Origin of the sequence: Vibrio sp. L3-7, assembly GCF_963898195.1 — a bacterium.
Lineage (GTDB): Bacteria > Pseudomonadota > Gammaproteobacteria > Enterobacterales > Vibrionaceae > Vibrio > Vibrio echinoideorum.
In genome coordinates, this window is sequence record NZ_CAWQUW010000074.1 from 219,877 (window position 1) to 235,348 (window position 15,472).

The window sequence follows — 15,472 nt, forward strand, 5'->3', positions numbered from 1 at the left end:
TGTAAGGAGTTAAAGGAGCTCACCGACTAAAGTGAGCCCCCTTTACCAAGTAATCCAATCTTCTTTATAAAAAAGAAGGATTACTCTTCGTCTTCTAGCTCGATGTTGATACCTAGCGAGCGAATCTCTTTCAACAGTACGTTGAACGACTCTGGCATGCCAGGTTCCATGCTATGGTTACCGTCTACGATGTTCTTATACATCTTAGTACGGCCGTTAACGTCATCTGACTTAACTGTTAGCATTTCTTGTAGAGTATATGCAGCACCGTATGCTTCTAGTGCCCATACTTCCATCTCACCGAAACGCTGACCACCGAACTGAGCTTTACCACCAAGTGGTTGCTGAGTTACTAGGCTGTAAGAACCAGTTGAACGAGCATGCATCTTGTCATCAACCAAGTGGTTCAGTTTCAGCATGTACATGTAACCAACAGTTACAGGACGCTCAAACGAATCACCAGTACGACCATCAAACAGTTTAAGCTGACCAGATTCTGGCAGATCACCCAGTTTTAATAGATCTTTGATTAAAGACTCAGAAGCACCGTCGAACACAGGGGTAGCAATCGGTAGACCGCCACGTAGGTTCTTGATCAGTGTACGAACTTGATCATCAGACAGTTCAGCAATATCAACTTTCTGACGAGTATCACCAAGATCATAAACTTTCTGTAGGAACTCACGGAACTTATGCAGTTCTTGTTGTTCCTTAAGCATTTCGTTGATCTTGTCACCGATACCTTTCGCAGCCAAACCTAGGTGAACTTCTAGGATCTGACCAATGTTCATACGCGATGGTACACCCAGTGGGTTAAGTACGATGTCTACAGGCTGACCTTTCTCATCGTATGGCATGTCTTCAACAGGGTTAATCTTAGAGATTACACCTTTGTTACCATGACGACCGGCCATTTTATCACCAGGCTGGATACGACGTTTAACCGCTAGGTAAACTTTAACAATCTTAAGAACGCCAGGCGCTAGATCATCACCTTGAGTGATTTTACGACGCTTAGTTTCAAACTTCTTATCGAAGTCTGCTTTTAGCTCATCCCACTGCTCAGCAAGTTGCTCAAGCTGTGTTTGTAGCGCATCGTCTTCTAGAACTTGCTCTAGCCATTGCTTACGACCGATAGTATCAAGCTTAGCTTCAGAGTAACCACCAGACAGAAGTACAGCTCTAACGCGGTTAAGAAGGCCACCCTCAAGAATTTGGAACTCTTCAGTTAGGTCTTTCTTAGCTTCTTTAAGCTGCATCTGTTCGATTTCAAGTGCACGTTTGTCTTTCTCTACGCCATCGCGAGTGAAGACTTGTACATCGATGATAGTACCCGAAACAGAGTTTGGTACACGTAGTGACGTATCTTTAACATCAGATGCTTTTTCACCGAAGATTGCACGTAGTAGCTTTTCTTCAGGAGTCAGTTGAGTTTCACCTTTAGGGGTTACTTTACCAACTAGGATGTCGCCACCCTTAACTTCAGCACCAATGTAAACGATACCTGACTCATCTAGTTTAGATAGAGCAGACTCACCTACGTTTGGAATATCAGCTGTGATCTCTTCAGAGCCCAGCTTAGTATCACGAGCCACACAAGACAGTTCTTGGATGTGGATTGTCGTGAAACGGTCTTCTTGAACTACGCGCTCAGATACTAAGATCGAGTCTTCGAAGTTGTAACCATTCCAAGGCATGAACGCGATACGCATGTTTTGGCCAAGAGCAAGTTCACCAAGGTCAGTTGAAGGACCATCAGCAAGAACATCGCCGCGTGCAACTGGTTCACCAGGAAGTACAGTTGGACGTTGGTTAATACATGTGTTTTGGTTCGAACGCGTGTACTTAGTTAGGTTGTAGATATCGATACCAGCTTCGCCAGGTACCAATTCATCTTCATTAACCTTAACTACGATACGAGAAGCGTCAACAGACTGAACTTGACCACCACGTTTAGCAACCGCTGTAACACCAGAGTCAACTGCGATGTTACGTTCAATACCAGTACCGACTAGAGGCTTATCAGCTCTCAATGTTGGTACCGCTTGACGTTGCATGTTCGCACCCATCAATGCACGGTTCGCATCATCGTGTTCTAGGAACGGGATAAGCGAAGCAGCGATAGATACTACTTGGTTTGTCGCAACGTCCATGTAGTCAACGTGATCGCGTGGGTGAAGACCAGATTCACCTTTTTGACGAGCAGTGATTAGCTCATCAGCAAACGTCGCTTCTTCAGTAAGAACCGTGTTTGCCTGCGCGATAACGAATTGACCTTCCTGGATTGCAGACAGGTAATCAACTTCTTCTGTTACTACACCATCTACAACGCGACGGTACGGAGTTTCTAGGAAACCGTAATCGTTACAACGCGCAAAAGCAGATAGCGAGTTAATCAGACCGATGTTTGGACCTTCAGGCGTTTCGATCGGACATAGACGACCGTAGTGAGTTACGTGAACATCACGTACTTCAAAGCCTGCGCGTTCACGAGTTAGACCGCCTGGACCTAAAGCAGAAATACGACGCTTGTGCGTAACTTCTGACAATGGGTTGTTCTGGTCCATAAACTGTGAAAGCTGTGAAGAGCCAAAGAATTCTTTAACTGCAGCAGAGATCGGCTTAGCGTTGATTAGGTCTTGAGGCATAATTGCATCAAGGTCACCAAGGCTTAGACGTTCTTTAACGGCACGTTCTACACGAACTAAACCAACACGGAATTGGTTTTCTGCCATTTCACCTACAGAACGGATACGACGGTTACCAAGGTGGTCGATATCGTCCACTTCGCCTTTACCGTTACGGATGCCAATCAGTTTCTTCATCACTTCAATGATGTCTGATTCATCCAGAGTACCGCGCTCTTCTTCTTCTTCACGCTCGATAGAGCTGTTGAATTTCATACGGCCTACAGTTGATAGGTCGTAACGATCTTCAGAGAAGAATAGGCTTTCGAACAATGATTCTGCAGCTTCTTTTGTTGGTGGCTCGCCAGGACGCATCATACGGTAGATTTCTACCAATGCAGAGATGCGATCTACTGTGCTATCTGCACGTAGAGTGTCTGACATGAATGGACCATGATCTAGGTCATTCGTGAACAGTACTTCTAGAGTCTTGTGACCTGCTTGAGATAAATTAGCAAGTGCCTCTAGGCTGATCTCTTGGTTTGCGCCAACAATGATCTCGCCAGTTGCTTCGTTGATGTAATCTTTCGCAGCAATCTTTTCAACGATGTACTCTACTGGTACTTCGATGAGCTCAACGCCATCTTTTTCAAGTTGACGGATATGGCGAGCAGTAACACGGCGACCAGTCTCAACGTAAGTCTTACCATTTGATTCGATGTCGAATGACGCAGTTTCACCACGTAGACGATCAGGAACCAACTCCATAAGTAGAGTTTGGTCTTTCACTTCGAAGTTCACTTTGTCGAAGAACAGATCTAGGATCTCTTCTGTCGATTTACCAAGTGCGCGAAGGATAATCGATGCTGGTAGCTTACGACGACGGTCGATACGTACGAATAAGTTATCCTTAGGATCGAACTCAAAGTCTAACCATGAGCCACGGTAAGGAATTACACGTGCGTTATAAAGAACTTTACCTGATGAGTGAGTCTTACCCTTATCACTGTCGAAGAACACGCCTGGGCTTCGGTGCAGCTGGGATACGATAACCCTCTCGGTACCATTAATTACGAAAGTACCATTGTCTGTCATAAGCGGAATTTCGCCCATGTAGACTTCTTGTTCTTTAATGTCTTTTACAGTACCTGCTGGTGCATCTCGGTCAAAGATAACTAGACGTAGTTTTACGCGTAGTGGCTTTGAGTAAGTAACACCGCGGATTTGACATTCTTTAACGTCAAAAACTGGCTCACCAAGACGGTAGCTAACGTATTGCAGCTCAGAATTGCCGTTGTAGCTCTGAATTGGAAATACAGAACGGAAAGCAGCTTCAAGACCGTATTGACCTTCAGGATCCTGTTCGATGAATTTATCGAAAGAATCTAGCTGGATCGATAACAGGTATGGAATGTCCAAAACTTGTGGACGAGTACCAAAATCCTTACGGATGCGCTTTTTCTCGGTATAAGAGTAAACCATGGGGTTCCTCAGCTCGCTGATAAGTGACCCAAACCACCCAAAACACTCTTAAGAGGGGGCGGTGACAAACAGCTGTTTACTGTAGTGAACAATCATTTCGAAAAAATGACTATTTTTTTTGCTCAGCCTATGACATTTAAACAGCGGGAAAATTCGTCATAGCCCTACAGCGCAAAAAGGCCGGTGGTTAATAAACCACCAGCCATTAGCCTTGCGGCTAGGAAATTAAGTAATAATTACTTGATTTCAACAGAAGCGCCAACTTCTTCTAGCTGTGCTTTAAGAGCTTCAGCTTCAGCTTTGTCAACGCCTTCTTTAAGCGCTGCAGGAGCTGAGTCTACAAGACCTTTAGCTTCTTTAAGACCTAGGCCAGTTGCGCCACGTACAGCTTTGATAACTTGTACTTTGTTTGCGCCAGCGCCAGTAAGGATAACGTCGAATTCAGTTTGCTCAGCAGCAGCTTCAGCAGAAGCACCACCAGCTACAACTGCAGCAGCAGCAGTAACACCGAATTTTTCTTCCATAGCTTCGATAAGCTCAACAACTTGCATTACAGACATTTCTGCAACTGCGTCTAGGATTTGCTCGTTAGTAATAGACATAACAATTCTCTTTTAAGTCAACAATAAGTTTAAATAGCAACCAGTGAAAAGCAAGGCTTATGCCGCAGCTTCTTCTTTTTGGTCGCGAACAGCAGCGATAGTACGAACCAGCTTGCCAGCAGAAGCTTCTTTCATGCACATCATTAGGCGTGCGATAGCTTCGTCGTAAGTTGGTAGTGTCGCTAGTACATCAGCATCAGTAACTACGCCTTCAAATGCAGCAGCTTTGATCTCGAATGTTTTGTTCTCTTTAGCGAAGTCTTTGAAAAGACGCGCAGCAGCACCAGGGTGCTCATTAGAGAATGCAAGTAGGCTAGGACCAGTAAATGTGTCTTGTAGACACTCATACTCAGTACCTTCTACTGCACGGCGTGCTAGTGTGTTACGAACAACTCTCATGTAAACACCCGCTTCGCGAGCTTGTTTACGTAGAGAAGTCATCGCGCCAACAGTAACGCCACGAGAGTCAGCTACAACTGCAGAAAGTGCACCACTGGCTGCTTCGTTGACTTCAGCAACAATTGCTTTTTTGTCTTGAAGATTTAAAGCCATTTGGATTAACCTCTGGTTGTGATTACAGCACTCAATATAAAATACACTGAGCGTTTACGACGTTATTTAAAAATGAATAAATTCATTTCAAACCACAACATCGCCTACGTAGGTTTTATTAAGCTTTACCTTAAAAAGGTTCGGCGCCTACGGTCTTGGGATAGACGATTATGAATTGCTTCAAAAACCACCCAACCACAAATATTAGGCGCAGAAGTATACACTAAATCTGCGCCTAAGCAAATTAGTTTGCTTGAGTATCAAGACTAGCTTGATCAACAGCAACACCAGCACCCATCGTAGTAGAGATGCTTACTTTCTTCAGGAAAGTACCTTTCGCTGAAGAAGGTTTAGCTTTCTTAAGAGCTACTAGAAGTGATTCTAGGTTCTCTTGAAGCTGGTTAGCTTCGAAAGATGCTTTACCGATAGTAGTGTGGATGATGCCGTTCTTGTCGTTACGGTAACGAACCTGACCAGCTTTAGCATTTTTAACTGCTTCAGCAACGTTAGGAGTTACAGTACCAACTTTAGGGTTTGGCATTAGACCGCGTGGACCTAGGATTGTACCTAGTTGACCAACAACGCGCATTGCATCTGGAGAAGCAACAACAACGTCAAAGTCCATTACGCCTTTTTTCACTTGCTCAGCAAGATCTTCCATACCAACGATATCTGCGCCAGCTGCTTTAGCTGCTTCTGCGTTTGCACCTTGAGTGAACACAGCAACGCGGATTTCACGGCCAGTACCGTGAGGTAGCACAGTTGCGCCACGTACGTTTTGGTCAGATTTACGAGCATCGATGCCTAGGTTAACAGCTACATCAACAGACTCAACGAATTTAGCAGTTGCTAGTTCTTTAAGAAGAGCAATAGCTTCGTTGATTTCGTATTCTTTAGTTGCTTCAACTTTGTCGCGAATAACGCGCATACGCTTAGTAAGTTTTGCCATGATCTTATCCCTCTACCACTAGGCCCATTGAACGAGCAGTACCAGCAATAGAACGCTTCATTGCTTCGATGTCAGCACCAGTCATATCAGCAGCTTTAGTTTCTGCGATTTCCTGTACTTGAGCGTCAGTTACTGTGCCCACTTTTTCAGTGTTTGGACGACCAGAACCAGACTTAACGCCAGCAGCTTTCTTAAGAAGAACAGCAGCAGGTGGAGTCTTAGTTACGAACGTGAAAGAACGGTCGTTGTATACAGTAATAACAACTGGAGTAGGTAGACCTTTCTCAACAGATTCTGTTTTTGCGTTGAACGCTTTACAGAATTCCATGATGTTCACGCCGTGTTGACCTAGAGCAGGACCAACCGGTGGACTTGGGTTTGCCATACCAGCTGCAACTTGCAGTTTGATATAAGCTTCAACTTTCTTAGCCATGATATTTCCTAAATATTTGGGTACATGCGCTAGCCACGAGGCAAGCTCCCCTTAATTGCATTAATTTCTTTTCACTTCATAGGAAGTAAAAAGGCGCGAAATTATAATCATAATTCGCGCCTTTAACAACCCTAAAAAGGTGATTTTTTATACTCTTTTATTTTGAACAGCTTGTTAAATAGTTATCAACAGCTTACTCAAATCAATCGAGTCTTAGTCCAGTTTTTCAACCTGACCAAATTCAAGCTCAACAGGTGTTGCACGACCAAAGATCGATACAGATACCTTAATACGGCTCTTCTCGTAATCCACTTCTTCAACAGTACCGTTAAAGTCAGCAAATGGACCATCGTTAACACGAACCACTTCACCCGCTTCGAACATTGTCTTAGGACGTGGAGACTCGCTCGCTTTCTCTAGACGGTTCAAGATAGCATCAGCTTCTTTATCAGTGATTGGTGCTGGACGATCAGAGGTACCACCAATGAAGCCCATAACACGAGGAATGCTGCGTACTAAGTGCCATGATTCATCATTCATGATCATTTGCACTAATACGTAACCTGGGAAGAACTTACGTTCGCTTTTACGGCGTTGACCTGCACGCATTTCCACTACTTCTTCAGTAGGTACTAAAACGTCACCAAAGAATTCTTCCATGTCGTGCATTTTAATATGTTCGCGTAGCGATTGAGATACACGACCTTCATAGCCAGAAAAGGCTTGAACTACATACCAACGTTTTTTTGGAGCTTCACTCATGAATCAGAACCCTCTACACCCCAGTCGCTAGAGAAACTAAACGGACCATAATGCCGTCAATTCCCCAAAGCACTAGAGACATAACAATACATACAGCTAAAACGATCAATGTAGTTTGCATAGTTTCTTGGCGAGTAGGCCAAACAACTTTACGAATCTCCATACGAGATTCTTTTGCAAAATCGATCGCAGCTTTACCTTTAACTGTTGTTGCTGCAACGCCTAGTGCGGCAGCAATCAGCACAACTACACCTGCAGCGCGAATTACAACAGACAATTCACCATACAGGTAATTACCCACAACAGCAGCAGCCAACAGTACAAAAGCGACTACCCACTTCATTGTATCTGCTGCACCTGAGCTATCAGGAGTTTCAGCGTTTGCTTTCATAAAACCAACCTGTGATAAGTCTTAAATATAGACGACAATAACCCCGCTGTTGCAGGGCACATTCCTTTGCGTTGCAAAACAACACATCTAACAGTCATTTTAGTCAAAAAGACCGTTTAATTCTTTGCTAAGAGCTAAAATTGATGCCAAAACATCCAACTCTTTTTTCAGCGAAGAAAAAGGGCATCAAATGATGCCCTTTTTACTAGTGGTTCGTCAAATCTTATGCAAAGATTTTAGCTACAACACCAGCACCAACTGTACGGCCACCTTCGCGGATTGCGAAACGTAGACCTTCGTCCATTGCGATTGGAGCGATTAGCTCAACAGTCATTTGAACGTTGTCACCTGGCATTACCATTTCTACGCCTTCAGGTAGAGTGATATCGCCTGTTACGTCAGTTGTACGGAAGTAGAACTGTGGACGGTAACCCTTGAAGAAAGGAGTGTGACGGCCGCCTTCGTCTTTAGAAAGTACGTATACTTCAGACTCGAACTTAGTATGTGGGTTGATTGAACCTTTAGCAGAAAGTACTTGGCCACGTTCAACGTCATCACGCTTAGTACCACGTAGAAGTGCACCAACGTTCTCACCTGCACGACCTTCGTCAAGCAGTTTACGGAACATTTCAACACCAGTACAAGTAGTAAGAGTAGTTTCTTTGATACCAACGATTTCTACTTCGTCACCTACACGTAGGATACCGCGTTCGATACGACCAGTAACTACTGTACCACGACCTTGGATTGAGAATACATCTTCAATAGGAAGTAGGAACGGTAGATCAACAGCACGCTCTGGAAGTGGAATGTAAGAATCTAGTGCTTCTGCAAGCTCAACGATCTTGTCTTCCCACTGCTTTTCGCCGTTTAGAGCGCCAAGTGCAGAACCTTGAATTACTGGAAGGTCGTCTCCTGGGTATTCGTACTCAGAAAGAAGCTCACGAACTTCCATTTCTACTAGCTCAAGTAGCTCTTCGTCATCAACCATGTCACATTTGTTCATGAATACGATGATGTAAGGGATACCAACTTGACGACCAAGTAGGATGTGCTCACGAGTTTGTGGCATAGGGCCATCTGTAGCAGCAACAACTAGGATACCGCCGTCCATTTGAGCAGCACCAGTGATCATGTTTTTAACATAATCGGCGTGTCCAGGACAGTCTACGTGTGCGTAGTGACGTGCAGGAGTATCGTACTCAACGTGAGAAGTTGCGATTGTGATACCGCGCTCGCGCTCTTCTGGAGCGTTATCGATAGATGCGAAATCTTTAGCAACACCGCCGTACACTTTTGCAAGTGTAGTACAGATAGCAGCAGTTAGAGTTGTTTTACCGTGGTCAACGTGGCCGATAGTACCAACGTTTACGTGCGGTTTCGTACGTTCAAATTTTTCTTTAGACATGGGGTGTCCCTCTAGGTACGGATTAGGTGGCTTAAAATTAGACCACGCAACCAAAAAAATAGTTTTCTTTATTAAAGGATAAGAAGCTTTAGACTGGTGCTAATACCCAAAGTCGAACTAGGAGCCTCACCCTTATCAAGGGTGTGCTCTAACGACTGAGTTATATCAGCACACAAAATGAGTTGGAGCGTGCAGCGGGAATCGAACCCGCATCATCAGCTTGGAAGGCTGAGGTAATAGCCATTATACGATGCACGCAACACGTAACTCTGCTTGAGCTATTTAACCTTTAGAATATGGTGGAGGGAGACGGATTCGAACCATCGAAGGCAGTGCCGGCAGATTTACAGTCTGCTCCCTTTGGCCACTCGGGAACCCCTCCAAATTTTGAGCTTTCTCTCGCTTACCTTGTGGAAAGGGAGAAAGTGGTGCCGACTACCGGAATCGAACTGGTGACCTACTGATTACAAGTCAGTTGCTCTACCTACTGAGCTAAGTCGGCACAAGTGGGGCGCATTTTATTGAATGATTTTCCACCTTGCAATAGTAAATTGAAAAAAAATGAAAAATTATCTTATCAAGTTCCTATATACAGCTATTTAGCTCAAGGTTTCTGCCTTTAACCCGCATCTAATACAGGAAGATATTTTATTTATCTATCGCTTGATGTATTTTCCATGCACTTGTTTTGTTATCCACTATAGAGTTTTGTATGAGCCCATATATGTCATTCGACCGTGCACGTTGGTCTGAGCTAAGGAATTTAGTTCCGATGACACTTTCTGAAAGCGACTTAAAAGAGCTTCAAGGCATCAATGAAAAGCTCACAATGGAGGAAGCTGTAGAGATCTATCTACCGTTATCTCGTCTATTAAACCTCTATGTGGCAGCGAGACAGAATAGAAACTCAGTGCTTCATGAGTTTTTAGATAAGAAAGAGAAAGCGCCCCCTTTTGTCATTGGTATTGCCGGCAGTGTCGCGGTTGGCAAAAGTACAACCGCTCGTCTACTTAAGGCGCTGCTTTCTCGTTGGGAGAATCATCCCAAAGTCGAACTAGTCACCACAGATGGATTCTTATATCCGAATGAAGTTTTGGAAGAGAAAGGGTTGATGAGTAAGAAAGGGTTTCCTGAATCTTACGACATCAAGCGTTTGGTCAACTTTGTCTCTGATGTCAAAGCCTGCAAAAGAAATGTCACTGCACCAGTGTATTCACACCTGACTTATAACATTACCGATGATGTGAAGTGTGTAGACTTACCAGATGTGCTTATTATTGAAGGACTTAATGTCTTACAAAGTGGCATGAACTATCCGCATGAGCCACATAGAGTCTTTATTTCCGACTTCCTCGATTTTTCACTCTATGTTGATGCAAACAGCCAACAGATTAAAGAGTGGTACATTAATCGTTTTATGAAATTCCGTGATGGTGCGTTTACTAAACCAGGCTCTTACTTTAGCCATTACACTAAATTATCAAACCAGGCTGCATTAGACAAAGCTGAAGGAATCTGGAGTTCAATCAATGGGTTGAATTTAGAACAAAATATCCTTCCAACTCGAGAAAGGGCTCACCTCATCCTTCGTAAAGGTGGTGATCACATGGTTGAAGAAGTGTTACTAAGAAAATAGTAGCACCTTAATCCCCTTTTCTTAGGGATATTTCTCCACCGATATAGCTCTCAATACCATTCTCAGTCTTGAGTAGTACAGCCCCTTGTTCATTAATGCCCTGTACGGTTCCTTCAATTTCTCTAGGTCCAATAATAAGCCTTACGTTGCGACCTAAGAAATTATCTAGGCGATTCCAACGTTCAACAAAGTTCGACATCCCTTTCAATTCATAGTCGACCAGAGACTTGTCCCAAGCATTAATCAGAGCCTGTGTTAGTTGATTACGATCTGGTACTTTTCCATCACACACTTCTTTGAGAGAGGTCCATGGCTGGCCAATACCTGATGTTGCTGGGTCCATGGATAGGTTTAGCCCTAAACCAATCACAATATGAGCAGCACCACCAGATTGGCCTGATAGTTCCACGAGGATACCTGCAAGCTTCTTATCATTGTGGTAAAGGTCATTCGGCCATTTCAGCTTGACCCCTTCAACGCCCATCTCTTCCAAAGCTTCAACAACAGCAACACCAACTACAAGGCTTAACCCCATAGCGGCGGCCATACCTGCGTCAAGTCTCCAATACATTGAAAGATACAGATTCGCTCCAAATGGCGATACCCACTCTCGCCCACGACGACCACGACCCGCAGCTTGATATTCAGCAATGCAGACTGAACCCGACTCAAGGGTATTAGTACGCTCTAACAGGTATTGGTTTGTTGAACCTATGATAGGAACCAGCTCAAGAGAAGCATCATGACTCACAGCAGATAATCGTTCTTGGTCGAGCATGTCTAAGCGACTCGCTAGCTTATAACCCTTACCTTGCACTCGATAAATGTCCAAGCCCCACTCTTGAATACCTTTAATATGCTTGCTGATAGCCGCTCGCGATACACCGATCCGTTCACCGAGAGCTTCTCCAGAATGAAACTCACCATCGGCAAGGCATCTCAATAACGTAAGCTTAGTGCTGTGCTCTCTCATACCAACGCCTCCAAGACTCTATCTAAGTTTGTCTCGCTGTCTCGCCCCATGAAGCGAACTTCATGTTCTAATCGAATATCAAATTTATCCAAAACAGACTGGCGTACTCGCTCGGCTAACTTAATGACATCAACAGCAGAGGATTCGTCATAGTTGATAATAACCAACGCTTGGTTTGGATGAACTTGAGCACCGCCTTCAATTACACCTTTGAACTGACATTGATCAATGAGCCATCCAGCAGCAACTTTAATCATGTCATTGCTCTCATAACCAACAATGCTCGGGTATAGCAGCAGCAAGCGATCAAAATGATCTTTTGTGATCACTGGGTTTTTGAAGAAGCTCCCCGCATTACCTTGCACAGCAGGGTTTGGCAGCTTGCTTGAACGAATGGCACATACTTCATCAAATATAGTACGAGGAGAAAGAGTCTCGACAGGAAGGCTTTTTAACGGACCATAGTGATTACATGGCTTCCACTCTTTAGGTAATGCTAAGCCGATCGCAACAACAATAGCTTTACCATATAAAGCGTGTTTGAAAATAGAATCTCGATAACCAAAGAGACATTCCTCTTTGGTTAATCGCTTAACTGTATAAGTATCCAGGCAAAGAATATCGACATATTCACACACGTCTTGTAGTTCAACACCATACGCACCAATATTTTGAATAGGCGCTGAACCTGAACAGCCCGGTATCATTGCTAAGTTTTCTAGACCACCAAGTCCTTTACCAACACTCCACTCAACCAAGCTAGGCCAATCTTCACCACCGTGAACATGCAATAAGTGATGGCTATCTCTCTCGGTCAAAGTAATCCCCGTCAACTGATTCACAATGATCAGGCCCGCGAAATGCTCAGTAAAAAGCATGTTACTGCCCTTTCCCAGTATTAACTTAGGTAAGGCCGACCATTTAGAGTCTTTATAAACAGAAATCAGTTCTTCGATCGTTGTCACTTCAACCAACGCATCACACGTCTGATCGATAGAAAATGTATGAACATTTTTTAAACTAGCATTGAGATGGAATTGCATGATGATATTCAATTAACTTACACTGCAGCCATTCTACCGTAGATAAACAAGTGGCGCAGTGACTGAATGAACAATGTCATCATTACCCAATTAGACCCCGTAAAGGTTCCTCTCGTTAAACGTTTCTATAAAGAACACTACCCAACAGGAAAAGCTAATAAGAGTGAACTGATCTATTCATTATTACTGAATAACGATCTTTGCGGTGTTGTACGCTTTCGAACGATAGAAGAGAGTCGCTTGCTTACCGGTATGGCGATCTCAAAGCAGCATAGAGGCAAGCAATTAGGCTCCCAGCTTATGGAGTACTGCGCACAACATACACTGACAGAAAACGATTACTGCTTTGCATACGCTCATCTCATAAACTTTTATACACGACACCAATTCATACAAATAGACCCAAAACAACTACCTCATGGTTTAAGAGTTTTATACGATCGCTATTCGAATAGCGGAAAAGATCTCATTCCTATGCATTATCAGCAAAATTGTTAGAGAATGCCTCGATTATCTAGTATTTGATGCTATGCCTTTGGTAAAATTAAAGGTTCGCAATTTTGCATATTTTTAAGGTAAAACAGTCAATATGATTGCCAGTAGGAATCCATTCATACAGTTGCCAACCATAGCGCAGAATCCTGACAAGTTTGAAGTACTACTATCAGCGCAAGAGTTTCGAACTCGCTTACTTGATGAGATATCGCGCGCAACGACTCGTATTAGTTTAGTCGCTTTGTATCTTGAAGATGACGAGGCTGGCCGTGAGATCCTAACTGCCTTATATGAAGCAAAGCAAAAAACCCCAGAATTGGACGTGAGTGTTTGTGTCGACTGGCATAGAGCACAACGCGGACTAATTGGTGCAGAGTCTTCAGAAGGCAATGCAGCAATGTACAAAGAGTTTGATGAAAAGTATCAGTACTCAGTTCCTGTCTATGGCATCCCTGTTCGTGGTAAAGAGGTTTTCGGTGTATTGCATCTAAAAGGCTTTATTGTCGATGATAGCGTAATATACAGTGGCGCAAGCCTTAACAATATCTATCTAAATTACCATGACCGCTATCGCTTTGATCGCTACCATGTTTTAAACAATGCAGCGCTTGCAGATTCAATGTTTGCTTATGTGCACGAACAAATGGTTGCAGATAGTGCTGTTTATGATTTAGCGGATAAGAACAAACCTGTTACCAAAGAACTAAAACCAGCCATTCGCCAGTTTCGTGCATCATTGGCAAGATCTCAATACCAATTCGATAATCAAGATGTTTCACCTGACCAAGTAGCCGTGACACCATTAGTCGGTATAGGTAAGAGGCGTAACCGCCTGAATCAGGGAATCAATCAACTTGTCGCTCAAGCTAAAGATGAAATCTTTATTTGTACGCCTTACTTCAACTTCCCACCGAGTTTAGCGAAAGAAGTAAAAAAAGCGCTTAGGCGTGGGGTAAAGGTCAGCATCGTTGTTGGGGATAAAACAGCGAACGATTTCTTTATCTCTCCTGAAGAAGAGTTTAAAACGATTGGTGGACTACCTTACCTTTACGAGTTGAACTTACGTCGTTTTGCTAAAGCAAATGAAGCCCATATTGCCAGTCGCAATCTATCTATTCGACTTTGGCAGCACGACTCTAATAGCTTCCATCTCAAGGGTATCTGGGTCGATAAGCGTTATATGTTGCTAACAGGAAATAACCTAAATCCTCGAGCTTGGAAACTGGATCTAGAGAATGGTATTTTTATTCAAGATAACTACCACCATCTAACCGATAAATTCCAAGTTGAGGTCGATAATATTCTTCAACATACTCAGCTTATATGTACTTACAAGCAGTTAGATAAGATAGATAGCTACCCAATAGAAGTACAAAAGCTGCTTCGAAAAATCACTCGTGTAAAAGCAGACAGAGTGCTCAAACAAATACTGTAGCAAATCATTTTACAACGTGATTTATCAACGCCTAGCAACGCTAGGCGTTTTTATATCTGCCAAACGTAGATTAACAAACAATTGAACAAAACCCTTCAAAAGCACTTAGGGCGAAAGAGAATAGTAAGATGTTTTTGCTCTAAAACCTTTGTCTTTGTGTATCACAAATAATACGAACATAAAAACAATAGCCAATTAAACAGTGGAAGAGTTAGAAACCCAATACCTAGTCAGAGCTAAACAAACAGGCCCCGTTATTCTTACAAGTTTTTCTGATACATGATGGCATGGTGTTATTTGCCGTTTCAGACTTTGCTCTTTTTGATTCCTATACGTAAAGATAATGCTAAACCTTTTAGGAATCCGTCAAATATCGGCCTAGAAACGACGAAAGCCTGGTCGTCAGACTAGGCTTTCTAATATGTTCCGGTATAGCGGGAGCGTTTCATGCAGGGCCGATAAATGAGGACAACATCTCTATGGAACTCATTCAGCAAAAAACAAAACACTTTTCTTGAGATGTAAAAAAGCCCTGCTATTTCTAGCAGGGCTTTTCTAATAAGTGGCGGAGTGGACGGGACTCGAACCCGCGACCCCCGGCGTGACAGGCCGGTATTCTAACCAACTGAACTACCACTCCGCAGTGGTCAACTCACTAAGTGAGCGTCCATATCCCCAGGTCGG

The 15,472-nt window shown here is 43.5% G+C and carries 13 protein-coding genes and 5 tRNA genes; 3 read left to right on the forward strand and 15 right to left on the reverse strand.

Annotated features, from left to right (window positions below):
* Positions 1–80: 80 nt before the first annotated feature.
* From rpoB to AACW75_RS26515, 12 genes are all read right to left on the reverse strand, one after another.
* Positions 81–4,109, reverse strand: coding sequence for a DNA-directed RNA polymerase subunit beta (gene rpoB, locus AACW75_RS26460; RefSeq protein ID WP_029224890.1), 4,029 nt, complete (start codon positions 4,107–4,109; stop codon positions 81–83).
* A gap of 236 nt (positions 4,110–4,345) precedes the next feature.
* On the reverse strand, positions 4,346–4,711 hold the full coding sequence (gene rplL, locus AACW75_RS26465; RefSeq protein ID WP_004729770.1) for a 50S ribosomal protein L7/L12: 366 nt from the start codon (positions 4,709–4,711) through the stop codon (positions 4,346–4,348).
* Between the two features lie 57 nt (positions 4,712–4,768).
* A complete protein-coding gene (gene rplJ, locus AACW75_RS26470) occupies positions 4,769–5,263 on the reverse strand; it encodes a 50S ribosomal protein L10 (RefSeq protein ID WP_017073782.1) in 495 nt (164 codons plus the stop codon).
* A gap of 244 nt (positions 5,264–5,507) precedes the next feature.
* Complete coding sequence (rplA, locus tag AACW75_RS26475) at positions 5,508–6,212, reverse strand: 50S ribosomal protein L1 (RefSeq protein WP_017073783.1); 705 nt, start codon at positions 6,210–6,212, stop codon at positions 5,508–5,510.
* A 4-nt stretch (positions 6,213–6,216) separates the two neighbouring features.
* A complete protein-coding gene (gene rplK, locus AACW75_RS26480; RefSeq protein ID WP_010435555.1) occupies positions 6,217–6,645 on the reverse strand; it encodes a 50S ribosomal protein L11 in 429 nt (142 codons plus the stop codon).
* Positions 6,646–6,858: 213 nt separating this feature from the next.
* Positions 6,859–7,407: a transcription termination/antitermination protein NusG gene (gene nusG, locus AACW75_RS26485; protein WP_012605006.1), complete on the reverse strand. Its 549-nt coding sequence runs from the start codon at positions 7,405–7,407 to the stop codon at positions 6,859–6,861.
* A 13-nt stretch (positions 7,408–7,420) separates the two neighbouring features.
* On the reverse strand, positions 7,421–7,798 hold the full coding sequence (secE, locus tag AACW75_RS26490) for a preprotein translocase subunit SecE (protein WP_017073785.1): 378 nt from the start codon (positions 7,796–7,798) through the stop codon (positions 7,421–7,423).
* A gap of 223 nt (positions 7,799–8,021) precedes the next feature.
* Positions 8,022–9,206, reverse strand: coding sequence for an elongation factor Tu (tuf, locus tag AACW75_RS26495; protein WP_135457668.1), 1,185 nt, complete (start codon positions 9,204–9,206; stop codon positions 8,022–8,024).
* Between the two features lie 94 nt (positions 9,207–9,300).
* Positions 9,301–9,376 (reverse strand) — tRNA-Ile (locus AACW75_RS26500).
* 13 nt (positions 9,377–9,389) lie between these two features.
* Positions 9,390–9,464, reverse strand: a tRNA-Gly gene (locus AACW75_RS26505).
* A gap of 39 nt (positions 9,465–9,503) precedes the next feature.
* Positions 9,504–9,588 (reverse strand) — tRNA-Tyr (locus tag AACW75_RS26510).
* A 44-nt stretch (positions 9,589–9,632) separates the two neighbouring features.
* Positions 9,633–9,708, reverse strand: a tRNA-Thr gene (locus AACW75_RS26515).
* Positions 9,709–9,918: 210 nt separating this feature from the next.
* Between AACW75_RS26515 and coaA the strand changes: the two genes are divergently transcribed.
* Positions 9,919–10,842 (forward strand): type I pantothenate kinase, encoded by a 924-nt coding sequence (gene coaA / locus AACW75_RS26520; protein ID WP_017076612.1) that lies wholly within the window; start codon positions 9,919–9,921, stop codon positions 10,840–10,842.
* A 7-nt stretch (positions 10,843–10,849) separates the two neighbouring features.
* Here the strand turns inward: coaA and birA are convergent, their stop codons facing one another.
* Together birA and murB are read right to left on the reverse strand one after the other, a co-directional pair.
* Positions 10,850–11,815 (reverse strand): bifunctional biotin--[acetyl-CoA-carboxylase] ligase/biotin operon repressor BirA, encoded by a 966-nt coding sequence (birA, locus tag AACW75_RS26525; RefSeq protein WP_145570048.1) that lies wholly within the window; start codon positions 11,813–11,815, stop codon positions 10,850–10,852.
* Positions 11,812–12,858, reverse strand: a complete 1,047-nt coding sequence (murB, locus tag AACW75_RS26530) for a UDP-N-acetylmuramate dehydrogenase (protein ID WP_145570049.1) — start codon at positions 12,856–12,858, stop codon at positions 11,812–11,814. Before murB ends, birA begins: the two co-directional genes overlap by 4 nt.
* A gap of 66 nt (positions 12,859–12,924) precedes the next feature.
* On the opposite strand from murB, the gene AACW75_RS26535 reads away from it, so the two are divergent.
* Positions 12,925–13,356 (forward strand): GNAT family N-acetyltransferase, encoded by a 432-nt coding sequence (locus AACW75_RS26535; RefSeq protein ID WP_145570050.1) that lies wholly within the window; start codon positions 12,925–12,927, stop codon positions 13,354–13,356.
* Positions 13,357–13,447: 91 nt separating this feature from the next.
* A complete protein-coding gene (pssA, locus tag AACW75_RS26540; protein ID WP_145570051.1) occupies positions 13,448–14,788 on the forward strand; it encodes a CDP-diacylglycerol--serine O-phosphatidyltransferase in 1,341 nt (446 codons plus the stop codon).
* Between the two features lie 563 nt (positions 14,789–15,351).
* On the opposite strand, the gene AACW75_RS26545 is transcribed toward pssA, so the two are convergent.
* Positions 15,352–15,428 (reverse strand) — tRNA-Asp (locus AACW75_RS26545).
* Positions 15,429–15,472: the final 44 nt, after the last annotated feature.

Excerpts from the sequence above, each read along its gene's own strand:
- nusG (WP_012605006.1), bottom strand. The coding sequence starts at position 7,407 with ATGAGTGAAGCTCCAAAAAAACGTTGGTATGTAGTTCAAGCCTTTTCT.
- tuf (WP_135457668.1), bottom strand. The coding sequence starts at position 9,206 with ATGTCTAAAGAAAAATTTGAACGTACGAAACCGCACGTAAACGTTGGT.
- birA (WP_145570048.1), bottom strand. The coding sequence starts at position 11,815 with ATGAGAGAGCACAGCACTAAGCTTACGTTATTGAGATGCCTTGCCGAT.
- rplJ (WP_017073782.1), bottom strand. The coding sequence starts at position 5,263 with ATGGCTTTAAATCTTCAAGACAAAAAAGCAATTGTTGCTGAAGTCAAC.
- murB (WP_145570049.1), bottom strand. The coding sequence starts at position 12,858 with ATGCAATTCCATCTCAATGCTAGTTTAAAAAATGTTCATACATTTTCT.
- rpoB (WP_029224890.1), bottom strand. The coding sequence starts at position 4,109 with ATGGTTTACTCTTATACCGAGAAAAAGCGCATCCGTAAGGATTTTGGT.
- secE (WP_017073785.1), bottom strand. The coding sequence starts at position 7,798 with ATGAAAGCAAACGCTGAAACTCCTGATAGCTCAGGTGCAGCAGATACA.
- rplL (WP_004729770.1), bottom strand. The coding sequence starts at position 4,711 with ATGTCTATTACTAACGAGCAAATCCTAGACGCAGTTGCAGAAATGTCT.
- coaA (WP_017076612.1), top strand. The coding sequence starts at position 9,919 with ATGAGCCCATATATGTCATTCGACCGTGCACGTTGGTCTGAGCTAAGG.
- rplA (WP_017073783.1), bottom strand. The coding sequence starts at position 6,212 with ATGGCAAAACTTACTAAGCGTATGCGCGTTATTCGCGACAAAGTTGAA.
- AACW75_RS26535 (WP_145570050.1), top strand. The coding sequence starts at position 12,925 with ATGAACAATGTCATCATTACCCAATTAGACCCCGTAAAGGTTCCTCTC.
- rplK (WP_010435555.1), bottom strand. The coding sequence starts at position 6,645 with ATGGCTAAGAAAGTTGAAGCTTATATCAAACTGCAAGTTGCAGCTGGT.
- pssA (WP_145570051.1), top strand. The coding sequence starts at position 13,448 with ATGATTGCCAGTAGGAATCCATTCATACAGTTGCCAACCATAGCGCAG.